We start from the raw sequence: 12,165 nt of genomic DNA, 5'->3' as shown, positions 1-12,165 counted from the left end.
CGTAAACGCTTTCGCAGAGAGTAGCACGAGGCTTCCCAACGCAACAGCCCCACGTGGCTGCCATGGCGATTGATGCAGAACCGAGACATTAACCCGCGCGGGACCGGGTGGTCAGGTCGCGTCGTGCAACCGCAGGTCGGCGATCTGCACCGGGGCGCCGGTACGTAGGGACTCGTTACCGGCGATGCCCACCGAAACCGCGTGGATGCCGTCGGTGTAGCCCGCCGGGCGGCCGAGCGGATCGTCCCCCGGGCCGCGGAAGACGTCGGAGAGCAGGATCGCGTCCCCGCCACCGTGGGAGCCCTGCCCCATCGGGATCGGGTGCTCGGTGGCACGCTGCCAGTGCTCCTGCACCACCAGGCGCTCTCCCTTGGGTCGCAGCGCGTCGCTGTCCTGTGCCTCGCGTGCACTGGGGTCCAGCACTCCCTCGGCGGTCATCGCCACCGAACCGCGCTCGACCACCTCCAGTTCTGCCCGGCCCCTGGTGCCGTTGACGGTGACGCGGTAGCCCTCCCAGGGCGCGTGGGCGTTCAGGGAGTAGGTCATCACCGCGCCGCCGGCATAATCCACCAGCACCGCCACGTTGTCCTCGATGGTGATCCCGGCGTCGAACACGTCCCGGTCGCGCAGGTACCCGTCGTGGTGCTCGGCGTCCAGGTAGAGCCGGCGCAGCCGTTCGTCATCGCGCAGATCCAGCGTCCACGGGTCATTGCCCGGCGCCGGGGTGCCGCGCTCGGGCCGCGGGCTCGGTGCCTGAGCGATGCCGGCGCCCTGGTCGCCGTAGAACTTCAGGCCACCGCGCGCGTACACACGCACCGGTACGTCGGCCAGCCACCAGTTGACCAGATCGAAGTGGTGGGAGGACTTGTGCACCAGCAGGCCACCGGAGGAGTCCTTATACCGGTGCCAGCGGCGGAAATAGTCCGCGCCGTGCATCGTGTCCAGGGCCCACTCGAAGTGCACCGAGGTGACCTGGCCGATGCGGCCGGAGGCGATGACCTCCTTCAGGCTGGAGTTGCGCGGGGAGTAGCGATAGTTGAACGTCATCACCACCGACTTACCGCTGTCGGCCACGGCGGTGGTGATGCTGCGGCAGCCTTCGGCGTCGATGGTCAGGGGCTTCTCCACCACGACGTCGGCGCCCGCGCGCAGCGAGCGGGAGACCAGGTCGGCATGGGTGTGATCCGGGGAGGTCACGATCGCCACGTCCACCGCTTGCTCGGTGATCATCTGCTCCAACTGGGCCGGTGCGTAACGCGGCAGCGCCTGGCCACCGGCGGCCTGGACCACCTCGTCGTAGTAGTCGATCCGGCCGGGGTTCACGTCGCACCAGGCCACCAACTCCGAGACCGGCGCGTGCTCGCCGAGGATCGCGTTGATGTACATCTGTGATCGGTGTCCGGTGCCGACGACGGCGTAACGGCGGGTAGTGGGCTGGTCGGCCATCGAGTTCCTCCTGGAGGCCGGCAGTGAGCACCGGCATTGGTGTCTGCGTAAACGCTTCCGCACATCATGCCAGGTCGATCGTGGCGCTGGCAACGCCCTGCCCGGATCGTGTCGATACGCCTACCGGCACCGCGGCCCGACGGCACTGCGTGCGACGGCATCGTGGGCCCACGGGCCCCGTGTGCGCGCGGTGAGTATCGTGTGGCCGTGACCATCACTACCAACGAAGCCCCCCTGCCCACCGGCGCCGCCTTCGAACTGCAGCGCGGCGACCAGTACGCCGTGATCACCGAGGTGGGCGCGCACCTGCGCGCCTTCCGGACCGGCGGACGCGACGTCGTCGTCCCCTTCGCCGAGGACGAGTTGCCACCGGCCTACCACGGCGCGGTGCTGGTGCCATGGCCCAACCGCATCCGCGACGGCGCCTACACCTGGGACGGGGTGGACTACCAGCTCGACATCAGCGAACCCGGCCGCAACACCGCCCTGCACGGCCTGGTGAACTGGAAACGCTGGCGCACCATCGACCACAGCGCGGCCTCGGTCACCCTGATGATCGAACCCCCGGCCACGCCCGGCTACCCCTTCCAGCTGGCCACGACCATCCGCTACGCCCTGGGGCCGGGCGGGTTGGAGATCGAGGTGCGCACCCGCAACATCGGCACCGCGGCCGCGCCCTACGGGATCGGGTTCCACCCGTGGCTCTCCCCTGGCGAGGGCGGGCTGGATGAGGCCACCTTGCAGTTGGACGCCACCAGGTGGGTCGCCACCGACGACCGGTTGCTGCCCACCGGCACCCAGGACCTGCCGGAGGAGTTCGACTTCCGCGATCCCCGGAAACTGGGCGGCACCGTGCTCGATGATGCCTTCGTCGGCGCCACCTACGACGCCCGGGACCTGTCCTGGTTGCGGCTTCGCGGGGCCGACGGGCACACCGCGGCGGTGTGGATGGACCGGACCATGGGTTGCTGGCAGATGTGCACCGGGGATGAACTGCCCGGCGCCGCGCGCCGCACCGGGCTGGCGGCCGAGCCGATGAGCTGTGTCGCCGACGCCTTCCGAACCGGGGATGACCTGGTGCGCCTGGCGCCCGGCGACGACCACTACGTGCGCTGGGGCCTGACGCTGCAGTAACCGGACCGGGCGGGGGCGCCCCGTCCGCTCGCGCATGGCACCGTCCCGCGCCGCCGGCCGCTACCCGGCGGCTGCTACCCCAGCGCCCGGGTGAAGAACGCCGCGGCGTCGTCCTGCATCTGCGGGGTCATCCGGTGCGGCTCGTCGAACCAGGCGCTGGAGTACTCGACGGCGGCTGGGTCGGCGGCCCGCAGCATCGCATCGGCTGCGCGCATGCCCGCCAGGGAGAACAACGCGTCCTGGGAGGCGAACTGCACGTGCATCGACTGCCGGGTGGGGGCGTGCGTGGGGATCAGCGGCCACTCCGAGTAACGCAGGATGCCCGGGGAGTACATCAACCAGGAGTGCGCGTCGATGTGCGCGGGCAGCAGCGAGTCGAACGTGAACATCATCCCGGCCACCAGGTGCGCCCGGATCCGTGGGCTGAGCGAGGCGAGCAGCATCGCCCGGCCCCCGCCGCCGGACAGCCCCATGGTGCCGATCCGATCGGCGTCGACCATCGGCAGGGAGGCCAGCACGGTCAGGGCGGCCAGGTCGTCGTGGGCCACCATCCCGGCGAAGGTGGTGCCCAGCATCAGCGCGACTTTGGCCACGGTGTGCTCGTGGTCGGCCGCGAGGGTGTTGTAGATCCGCTCCCCGGTGGCCCCCTCGCCCCGCTCGCGCCACAGCGCCATCTGTCCCTGCAGGTGGAAGTCGGCCCGGGCCGGGCGCGGGTCGAGGGGGAAGGCGCGGCTGCCCCACACGAACGCGTCGTGGGCCAGCACGGCGAAGCCCTGCCCGGCCAGGTGGTTCGCCACCGCCTGCCCGCCGTACATCTGTGCCCGCAGCGCCAGGGACTCCGGGGTGTCCTGCTCCCCCAGGTCCACCAGCCGTTCGGCGCCAACCCACTTGTTGCCCGAGTGGCAGTGCATCAGCAGGATCGCCGGTAGCGGGCCGCCGGCACCCTCGGGTGTGCACAGGTAGGCCGCGGTGGCCGGCCCGTACCCCAGTTGCCAGGACAGGCGCTGGGTACGTACCCCGTCGGCGCTGGTCGCCGCGCCGTGGGTGACCTGGACCTGCGTGGGTGGCGCCGGTGGCGCGAGCACCTCGGCGAGCCCGCCGGTGGGTGCCTCGCCTCCCGCGGCGCCGCCGGCGAGCACATAGTCCGCCCAGTCCTCATACCCCGCGATCGCGTTCGGGCGTTGCCGGCTCATCCCTTGCTCCACTTCGACGTCGACCCCGCTCCACCGAGGATTGCTACGGACGCCACGATCCTACGGAGTGGGCAGGCAACAACCGACGACGACGAAGGTCGCCATGGGCGCTCCCGCTCACCCGGGACGGTGGTCCGGCGGGCGCCGGCCAATACGGCGACACGGATGACTGTGCTGTGGAGATCAGGATCGACGCCGGGGCTGGTCCACGTCACCGAGACGTATGAGTGGGACGTCGACGAGCGGGTTCGGCGCCGGTGGCGGCGGTGGCGGAAGAGGCGGCGGGTGCTGATCCTGCTGGGCGCCGGGGTGCTGCGTGCCGGTCGGCGGGCGCTCTCAGCGCCCGAGCGCGGCCAGGAGATCGGTGGCCGTATCGAACGCGCAGGCGCGCACCACGAACCGGTTGATCCCCCAACGCTTCCGGGTGGTCTCGAGTTGTTCGAGGATCTGATCCTGGGTGCCCACCAGGACGTAGGGCACGTCCTCGAACCGACCAACCGGGGTCTCCAGGTCGGCTGCGATACCGGCGATGACGTCCTGGCGTTCCTCGGTGATCGCCAGCACCTGCACCAGCGCCTCCAGGGTCGGCACCGGGCGCCCGGCCTGTTCGGCACCCTCGCGCACCCACGCCACGTGCCGGTCCACCTGCTCCGGTGACCAGACCACCTCGTGCCGGTGTCCGTCGGCACGGGTGGCTCCGAGCCCGGTAAGCCCGACCGCGTCGGCGTTCCCACCGGCCCAGCGCAGCATCGTGGCGCTGGTCCCGCCGAGCAGTAGCGGCACATGGTGCTGCACCGGCCGGGGCTCGTCCAGGCGCAGATCACTGAGCGCGCCGACCTCCGTTGCCGGTACCGGCTGCCCGTCCAACAACCGCCGTACCGCCGAGGCTGCTGTGAGCAGGTGGCGCACCCGTCCGGGGGCGGTGGGCCGCGAGCGCCCGATCATTTCCCACTCCGCCGGTGTGTGCCCGGCACCGAGTCCCACCTCGGCGCGTCCGCCCGAGACCACGTCCAGGGTGGCCACGTCGGCCGCTATGTGGACGGGCTCGCGTATCCCGGCGTTGACGACGTAACTGCCCAACCGCAACGTGCTGGTCACCGCGGCGGCAGCGGCCAGCGCCACGAACGGCGAGGCACCAGCGCCGGGATGGTCGGCGACCAAAAGCGCCCGCATACCCGCGTCCTCACTGCGCCGGGCCAACTCGGCCCAACCGGCGGCGTCGCGCGGTTCGGCCTGGACGGAGAATTCCACGTCCTGCTCAGCCATACCCGAAACGCTACAGCCCGACCGCGAGCCCGCAGGGGCGTTCGCACCGATCTGATCGAGGCTGCTGTTGACACCGACCAGGACCTTCGCACCTGTCCGGGCGGCGGTCACGGTGCCACGATGGTGGGTGAGGTGATGTTCATGTCCACCCGACGCGCCATCCTGGGGTTGGCGGCCGCCCCGTTCGTCTCGGTCGCAGTGACGGCCGCCGTCGTGATGATCGCCGGCGCGCACCGCCGCCTCGGCCTGACACCGCAGGAGGCGGCAGCGCCACTGCCGGGGGATGACCTGCTGCCGGAGGCCACCGTGCAGAACGACCGGGCCATCCTGATCAACGCCACCTCAGAACGCATCTGGCCCTGGCTCGCCCAGATCGGGCAGGACAAGGCAGGGTTCTATTCCTTCGAGACGCTGGAGAACCTGGCGGGTTGCCAGATTGCCGGCGCCACCCGGATCCACCGTGAATGGCAGGACGTTCGGGCCGGCGACACCCTGGCGCTGCACCCTCGGATCCAGTTGCGTATCGCAGCGGTCGATCCCGGAGTGCTGCTGGCTGCCACCAACGCCGGCACCCCGATGCTCGCGGACACCGGCATGGGCTACACCTGGACGTTCCACCTGGTGCCGCTGAACGATCCGGATTCGGACCGCCCGCTCACCCGCCTGCATGTGCGGGAACGCTACGCCCCCCGCACCCGGCTCCAACGGGCACCGGTGGAGGCGACCAGCCTGATCTCCGCCTTGATGACCTGGCGGATGCTGACCCGGATCGCCGGCCTGGTGGAAGGGAGCGCCGGCCGCTGAACCGGCCCGGCCCAACCCGTTCGACGCCGGTTCGGACGCCCCGGCGGTCAGGGGCACCAGCGGTCAGCGTGCCGGGCGGCCACCACTCTTGCGACCGGCGCTGCGGCGCAGTGCGGCGATGATCACCGTTCCGAGGAACAGCACGATCCCGATCAGGCCAAGCCAGATCAAGCCCTCCAGCGCGAACCCCACGATCGAGACCAGCACCCATAGGACGAGCAGGACCACAACGAGAACCTTCATCTCTCCACCCTAGGGTGTCTGCTCTGCGCCCGCTAGGCTGCCCTGCACCCGCCGACGTGGACGTCGACCTCCACGTCGGCCCCGGAGACCTCGGCAGCCAAGACTGTCAAATTGGCGGCTAGATGGGGGCTACTTCGTTCGTGCGGCCTTGGCTCAAGGTGTGGCTACCGGGTCCTCCCGCAACCGGCGCCCCCGGCGCGATTCGAACGCGCGACCTACCGCTTAGGAGGCGGTTGCTCTATCCCCTGAGCTACGGGGGCGGGGGCGAGCAGCACCGGGCCGGAGCGAACCCGGCCCACGCTTCTCGCGCACCGATCGTAGGGCACACACCAGCCCCGCCGGTAATCCAGACACCCCACCCAACGCGCGCGGGATTCTGTGACAATCACATGTGTGGCCCACCACCCATTGGCCGCACCCGCGATCCGGCACCGGCCCACCAGGCCAGTGCTTGGACCACGAACCGAAGGAGCATCGATGCCCGCCCACTACCTGATGTGCCCACCCACGCACTTCACGGTCTCCTACGAGATCAACCCCTGGATGAACGCCAAGGTCTCCACCGACGTCGACCGCGCGATGAGCCAGTGGGACACGCTGCGTCGCACCTACGCGGACCTGGGGCACACCGTCGACGTGATCGACCCGCTGCCGCAGTACCCGGACATGGTCTACGCCGCCAACGGCGCCACCGTGATCGGCGGCATCGCCTACTCCTCCAGGTTCCGGCACAACGAGCGCGCCGGCGAGGCCCCGGCGTACCTGGACTGGTTGGCCCGTGCCGGTTTCACCCCGGTGGAGGCCGCCGAGACCAACGAGGGCGAGGGGGACCTGCTGTGCACCAACGGGTACATCCTGGCCGGGACCGGTTTTCGCACCTCCGCCGCCGCGCACTCCGAGGCCCAGGAGGTCTTCGGCCGCCCGGTGATCTCCCTGCAACTGGTGGACCCGCGCTTCTACCACCTCGACACCGCACTGACCATCCTGCGCGATGACCTGATCGCGTACTACCCGCCCGCGTTCTCCCCCGGCTCCCAGCGGGTGCTGCAGCGCATGTTCCCCGAGGCGATCGTGGCCGGGCACGCCGACGCCGAGGCCCTGGGCCTGAACGCCGTCAGCGACGGTACCCACGTGGTGCACGCACCGGGAGCGACCGGCCTGGCCGCGCAGGCCCGCGAGCGCGGATTGGAACCGATCGCGGTGGACACCTCCGAACTGCTCAAGGGCGGCGGCGGCGCCAAGTGCTGCACCCTGATCCTGCGTAGTCCCACCAAGGCCGACGACGCAGCCGCGAGCGCACTACCTGCCCTGGGCGCACCGCGCCCGGGTGAGGCCGACGACGGCGCAACCCACTGATTCCCGCGAGTCACCGACGAGGAGGTCGCACGATGACGAACAACCCCCGCACCACGAACGCACCCGGACCGCTGGCGCCGAACTATCACCCGTTGGAGGTGGAGCTGGCCACCGCCGAGGGCGCTATGGTCACCGACACCAGCGGACGGGAGTACCTGGACTGCCTGGCCGGGTATTCGGCGCTGAACTTCGGTCATCGCCACCCGTACCTGGTCCGGGCCGCCAAGGACCAGTTGGACCGTCTCACCCTGACCTCCAGGGCGGTGGGCCATGAGCACCTGGAGCGGTTCGCCGGCGCGGTCACGGAGTTGACCGGCACCGAGATGCTGCTCCCGATGAACACCGGCGCCGAGGCGGTGGAGACCGCGATCAAGACGGCCCGCAAGTGGGGGTATGAGGTCAAGGGCGTGCCGGCCGACCGGGCCGAGATCATCGTGGCCGATGGCGCCTTCCACGGCCGCACCACCACGATCATCTCCGCCTCCACCGACCCGGCTGCCCGGGAAGGATTCGGCCCCTACACCCCGGGCTTCGTCGTCGTGCCCTACGGTGACGCCGCCTCGGTGCGGGCGGCGATCACGCCGGACACCGTGGCCGTGCTGCTGGAGCCGGTCCAGGGCGAGAACGGGGTGATCATCCCGCCGGAGGGCTACCTGGAGCAGGTCCGTGCGGCGTGCGATGAGACGAACACGCTGCTGGTGCTCGATGAGATCCAGTCCGGCCTCGGCCGCACCGGGGCCACCCTCACCCAGGAGTTGTTCGGCGTGCGCGCGGACCTGACCACGCTGGGCAAGGCGCTCGGTGGTGGAATCGTGCCGGTCTCTGCGGTGGTGGGCCGGGCCGATGTGCTCGGTGTGATGACCGCCGGTACGCACGGGTCCACCTTCGGCGGCAACCCGTTGGCATGTGCGGTGGGGATCGCGGTGACGGAACTGCTGGCCACGGGTGGGTTCCAGGCCCGGGCGCGCGACCTCTCCCCCGTGCTGGAGGGCCCGGCCAAGGATCTGGTCGCCGAGGGGCTGGCTACCGACGCCCGGGTGATCGGCTTGTGGATGGGCCTGGACGTGGTGTCTCTGTCCGGGCGTCAGGTCAGTGAGCGGCTGGCCGCCGAGGGCATCCTGGCCAAGGAGACCCACGAGAACACCATCCGCTTCGCCCCGCCGCTGACGTTGACCGAGTCGGACCTGGACCGCCTCATGGACACCCTGGGCCGGGTGCTGCGCAGCGCCCGGTAGCCGCCGCCGCCACCCGCCGCCACCGCCGTCGCCGCCCCGCCACCGCCGTCGCCCGCCGCCGAGGGCGAGCGTCCCAGCCGAGGGCGAGCGTCCCGAGGCTCGCCCTCGAGGCTCACGCTCGCCCTCGACGCCGGCGGGTACGGCCGGGGGCCGGGTAGGCGCCGGGGGTGGCGGGTTGGTGGCTTAGTGCCGGCGCCGCTTCCAGTTGAAGGCGTGGTCCTCGGGATCGTCGGTGCTGCTGGTGGGCACCACCATGACCGGGCAACGGGAGTGATGCAGCACCGTCTGGGACGTGGAGCCCAGCAGCATCCCGGTGAAGCCGCCGCGTCCGCGCGAGCCGACCACCACCAGGTCCACCGCGGTGGAGAACTCCGACAGCAGCGCCGCCCCGGTGCCATCCAGGGCGTGCCGGCGTACCTGCACCGCACGACCCTGACTGGCCCGGTCCACCGTGACGTCCAGGCCGGTCTTGACGTCGGCCAGCAGGGTCTCCCGGTCCACCCCGGAGGGAAGCCAGCCCAGCAGACCGGCGCCGGCGCCCATCGGCACACCGACCACGGCGGTCAGTTCCGCCTCCCACCGTTCGGCCTCGTCGATGGCCACGTTCAGGGCGAGTTTGGCCGAGTCCGAGCCGTCCACGCCCACCACGATCCGGCGCACCGGCAACGGCAGACCGGTGTCGTCGTCGTCCTCGCCCTCCCGGTGCGGCACCACCACGGTGGGGCAGTGGGAGTGGGCCGGTAGCGCCGAAGAGACGGTGCCCAGGATCCGTTCGGCGAATCCGGACCGGCCCCGGGTACCGACGACGGCGAGGCGCACCTGGGCGGACAGGTCCACCAACACTCCGGCCGCGTCACCGGTCTCCAGGGCGCTGGTCACCTGCACACCCACGCCCTCACAGCGGGTGAGGGCCTCGTCCAGGACCGCTTGGGCCCCGTCACGGATGGCGGTGTCGTCCAGCGTGGCATACCCGCCGTCGATGGTGCCGGCGGCGAAGGTGGGCAGCGCGTAGGCACACACCAGGTGCAGGTTCCAACCCGACTTTCCTGCGTGGGCCAACGCCCAGTCCAGTGCGTTCAGGCTGGCGGCCGATCCGTCGACTCCGACGAGGATCGTGGGTTCGCGTTCCATACCGGTCTACCCCCCTTTTTTTGGGCTGATCTTGACCATTGTGCTACAAACCTGACGGTTGCGGGGCATGTCGCCGGAAAATCTCATATGGGTGCTCATCGGAGCTGTTCATCGTGCCTGTGCCAGCACCGCTCCGCACGGACACGCCGGTATACGGCGCACCGGTGCGCACAGCACAACGGCCCGCCCCGATGCGGGACGAGCCGTTGTGCGTGGTGCGTGTGCCGGTCAGCCCATCACACGGATGAACGTGGGGCTCGAGTTCCAGATCGGGCCCTCGTGCAGCGGTGAACTGGGGTTGCGGGCCGCGATGTGCTGGCCGTTGCCGGTGTAGATGCCCACGTGCCCGGGCCACCAGACCAGGTCACCGGGCTGCGCCTCAGAAGCCGAGACGATACGTCCGGCGTTGCGCTGGGCCGAGGACGACCGTGGCAGGGAGACGCCGAACTGGGCGTACACGTAGGCGGTGAAGCCCGAGCAGTCGAACCCGGCCGGAGTGCTACCGCCGTACACGTACGGGGTGCCCGTGTACCGGCGGGCCAGGTTCACCACGGCGGAGCCGGAACCGGACGCGGGAGCGGCGCTCTGAGTGGACTCGCTCGCCGCCTCCTCGGCCGGCTGCTCCTCCGCCTGCGTCTCCTCCTGAGCCGGAGCGGCGGTGCGGTTACCGGTGCGGGCCGCCGGGGCGGTGGCCGCGGTGGGCCGCTGCGTGGTCGCCGCCGGCGGTGGCGGTGGGGGCGGAGGTGGTGGCGGGGCCTCGGAACTCACCACGGCCGCGGTGAAGGACCAGTCGGCGTCGGCGTCGACCGAGATGGTCGGCGAGGTGCTGACCGAGTCGCGGTCACCATCGAGCACCACGTTGGCCAGCGAACCGAGGCCGGAAGCGGAGTTGGACACCTGGGGGGCAGCGGCCGCGGTGGAGGCGCCCATGGTCAGCGCCAGTCCGGAGGAAGCAACCACGGCCAGTGCACGACGACCGGTGGTGCCGGCCACTGTGGCGCCAAAGGCGGTCAGGGGGGTGGAGGGCCGGCACGCTGCACGGTGGCGGGCTCCGGTTGTGCGTTGAGTCAAAATCTTCTCCACGCGCCTACGGGGTGAGCTGTCGGGTTCGGGTTGGAGATTCACCCGGTCTTACCTGGCGAACCAGGTGGGACTTCACCCCTAGGTGCTCGCGCACCAAAGGTTGGGTCCCCCGTCCCTGTCAATTGCGTCTGTCGGGACCTGCTGGCGGTGACAGGGTTCGGCGCCGCCTGCGGGTACTCATCGATGGAGGGGACGACGAGCACGGCTGACGTTACCCGACGACCCCGGCAAAAGTCACATTCCGGTCACAATTGGTTCTGTGAAATGGTTCACAGGATCCGCCCCAGGCGCCTAGGTCCTCAGAAAATAGCGGAATTCCGCGGCAACGGCGCGATCGACGAGACGCTGTGTCATCGCCACAATGTGGACTGCGCCACATGCTGGACGCCGCTCTCCTGACCCGCCCAGCGAGCGCGCGGGCTGCGGCTGTGCTAGATCCACGGCACCGAGCACCTGCCGGCAGGCCCTCCTGCACCCCGTCCCGAACGCACGCGGGCGGCACCCGGACACCCGCTGCGGGCACCGGATCACCCCGGCTCGGCGGCGCTGACGAACAGGTGCCCCACGGTGTCCTCGGTGAGTTCCAGGCTCTGCCCGTTCACGGTCAGGTCTACCGCCGCGCCGTCGGTCCGGGCGCGGAAAGCCACCCCGGGCACCATCCCGACGCGCTCGAACTCGGTCAGCAGTTCCACATCCACCTGCAGCGGCTCCCCGATCCGCACCAGGGTGTAGTAGGCCGGATCGGCGGTGATCGCGGCGCCCAGGGACGTACCGGGCAGTTCGGCGACACCGGCGACGGGTTGCCCGATCCCGGCGGGGCCGGGGATGGCGTTGCCGTAAGGATCCTCCCGCGGGCGCTCGAGCAGTTCGAGCAACTGCTGCTCCACCCGCTCGCTCATCACGTGCTCCCACCGGCAGGCCTCTTCGTGCACGTAGGGCCAGTCGAGTTTGATCACGTCGGTCAGCAGCCGTTCGGCCAGGCGGTGCTTGCGCATCACCTGGGTGGCCCGCCGCAGGCCCTCATCGGTCAGTTCCAGGTGCCGGTCACCGGAGACCACCATCAGGCCGTCCCGTTCCATGCGCGCCACCGTCTGGGACACTGTGGGCCCGGAGTGACCCAGGCGCTCCGCGATCCGGGCGCGCAGGGGCACCACGCCGTCCTCGATCAGTTCGAACACGGTCTTGAGATACATCTCCGTGGTGTCGATCAGGTCGCTCACGTGCCTGCCCCTTGGTGGTCGCCGCATTCCTCCTGTCAGCCTAGTGCCCGGCGT

Annotated in this window: 11 protein-coding genes, 1 tRNA gene and 1 riboswitch; of the genes, 4 read left to right on the top strand and 8 right to left on the bottom strand. The window is 70.5% G+C overall.

Features of this window, described 5'->3' with window-relative positions; translation table 11 throughout:
- Positions 1–111: 111 nt before the first annotated feature.
- Positions 112–1,446, bottom strand: coding sequence for a Gfo/Idh/MocA family protein (locus ACO0LU_RS02495; protein ID WP_424789839.1), 1,335 nt, complete (start codon positions 1,444–1,446; stop codon positions 112–114).
- A 207-nt stretch (positions 1,447–1,653) separates the two neighbouring features.
- Here ACO0LU_RS02495 and ACO0LU_RS02490 point away from each other — a divergent pair, with 207 nt between their 5' ends.
- Complete coding sequence (locus ACO0LU_RS02490) at positions 1,654–2,580, top strand: aldose 1-epimerase family protein (protein ID WP_424789838.1); 927 nt, start codon at positions 1,654–1,656, stop codon at positions 2,578–2,580.
- 74 nt (positions 2,581–2,654) lie between these two features.
- Here the strand turns inward: ACO0LU_RS02490 and ACO0LU_RS02485 are convergent, their stop codons facing one another.
- Positions 2,655–3,773, bottom strand: a complete 1,119-nt coding sequence (locus ACO0LU_RS02485) for an acetylxylan esterase (protein ID WP_424789837.1) — start codon at positions 3,771–3,773, stop codon at positions 2,655–2,657.
- Positions 3,774–4,109: 336 nt separating this feature from the next.
- Positions 4,110–5,039, bottom strand: coding sequence for an LLM class flavin-dependent oxidoreductase (locus ACO0LU_RS02480; protein WP_424789836.1), 930 nt, complete (start codon positions 5,037–5,039; stop codon positions 4,110–4,112).
- Between the two features lie 141 nt (positions 5,040–5,180).
- Here ACO0LU_RS02480 and ACO0LU_RS02475 point away from each other — a divergent pair, with 141 nt between their 5' ends.
- Positions 5,181–5,843: an SRPBCC family protein gene (locus tag ACO0LU_RS02475; protein WP_424789835.1), complete on the top strand. Its 663-nt coding sequence runs from the start codon at positions 5,181–5,183 to the stop codon at positions 5,841–5,843.
- 63 nt (positions 5,844–5,906) lie between these two features.
- Here the strand turns inward: ACO0LU_RS02475 and ACO0LU_RS02470 are convergent, their stop codons facing one another.
- Positions 5,907–6,086, bottom strand: coding sequence for a hypothetical protein (locus ACO0LU_RS02470; protein WP_424789834.1), 180 nt, complete (start codon positions 6,084–6,086; stop codon positions 5,907–5,909).
- A gap of 187 nt (positions 6,087–6,273) precedes the next feature.
- A tRNA-Arg gene (locus ACO0LU_RS02465) sits at positions 6,274–6,346 on the bottom strand.
- Between the two features lie 217 nt (positions 6,347–6,563).
- Between ACO0LU_RS02465 and ddaH the strand changes: the two genes are divergently transcribed.
- Together ddaH and rocD are read left to right on the top strand one after the other, a co-directional pair.
- Complete coding sequence (ddaH, locus tag ACO0LU_RS02460) at positions 6,564–7,442, top strand: dimethylargininase (protein WP_424789833.1); 879 nt, start codon at positions 6,564–6,566, stop codon at positions 7,440–7,442.
- Between the two features lie 32 nt (positions 7,443–7,474).
- Positions 7,475–8,677 carry an ornithine--oxo-acid transaminase gene (gene rocD, locus ACO0LU_RS02455; RefSeq protein ID WP_424789832.1) on the top strand — a complete coding sequence of 401 codons (1,203 nt, stop codon included), beginning with the start codon at positions 7,475–7,477 and terminating at the stop codon, positions 8,675–8,677.
- A 183-nt stretch (positions 8,678–8,860) separates the two neighbouring features.
- Here the strand turns inward: rocD and ACO0LU_RS02450 are convergent, their stop codons facing one another.
- The 3 genes from ACO0LU_RS02450 to ACO0LU_RS02440 form a co-directional block, all read right to left on the bottom strand.
- A complete protein-coding gene (locus tag ACO0LU_RS02450; RefSeq protein WP_424789831.1) occupies positions 8,861–9,808 on the bottom strand; it encodes a universal stress protein in 948 nt (315 codons plus the stop codon).
- Between the two features lie 228 nt (positions 9,809–10,036).
- Entirely contained in the window at positions 10,037–10,879 is an 843-nt protein-coding gene (locus ACO0LU_RS02445; protein ID WP_424789830.1) for a C40 family peptidase, read from the bottom strand.
- Positions 10,879–11,048, bottom strand: a riboswitch (cyclic di-AMP (ydaO/yuaA leader). Its footprint overlaps the gene before it by 1 nt.
- 370 nt (positions 11,049–11,418) lie before the next feature.
- Complete coding sequence (locus tag ACO0LU_RS02440; RefSeq protein ID WP_424789829.1) at positions 11,419–12,111, bottom strand: iron dependent repressor, metal binding and dimerization domain protein; 693 nt, start codon at positions 12,109–12,111, stop codon at positions 11,419–11,421.
- Positions 12,112–12,165: the final 54 nt, after the last annotated feature.

Source organism: Pseudactinotalea sp. Z1748, from assembly GCF_049725185.1.
GTDB lineage: Bacteria > Actinomycetota > Actinomycetes > Actinomycetales > Beutenbergiaceae > CALKWS01.
The sequence above is the reverse complement of the archived record's forward strand: the minus strand, read 5'-3'. Positions and strand labels throughout refer to the sequence as shown.

What these genes read in the sequence shown, in the direction of transcription:
- ACO0LU_RS02495 (WP_424789839.1), bottom strand. Translation starts at nt 1,446, where the DNA reads ATGGCCGACCAGCCCACTACCCGCCGTTACGCCGTCGTCGGCACCGGA.
- ACO0LU_RS02485 (WP_424789837.1), bottom strand. Translation starts at nt 3,773, where the DNA reads ATGAGCCGGCAACGCCCGAACGCGATCGCGGGGTATGAGGACTGGGCG.
- ACO0LU_RS02480 (WP_424789836.1), bottom strand. Translation starts at nt 5,039, where the DNA reads ATGGCTGAGCAGGACGTGGAATTCTCCGTCCAGGCCGAACCGCGCGAC.
- ACO0LU_RS02475 (WP_424789835.1), top strand. Translation starts at nt 5,181, where the DNA reads ATGTCCACCCGACGCGCCATCCTGGGGTTGGCGGCCGCCCCGTTCGTC.
- ACO0LU_RS02470 (WP_424789834.1), bottom strand. Translation starts at nt 6,086, where the DNA reads ATGAAGGTTCTCGTTGTGGTCCTGCTCGTCCTATGGGTGCTGGTCTCG.
- ddaH (WP_424789833.1), top strand. Translation starts at nt 6,564, where the DNA reads ATGCCCGCCCACTACCTGATGTGCCCACCCACGCACTTCACGGTCTCC.
- rocD (WP_424789832.1), top strand. Translation starts at nt 7,475, where the DNA reads ATGACGAACAACCCCCGCACCACGAACGCACCCGGACCGCTGGCGCCG.
- ACO0LU_RS02450 (WP_424789831.1), bottom strand. Translation starts at nt 9,808, where the DNA reads ATGGAACGCGAACCCACGATCCTCGTCGGAGTCGACGGATCGGCCGCC.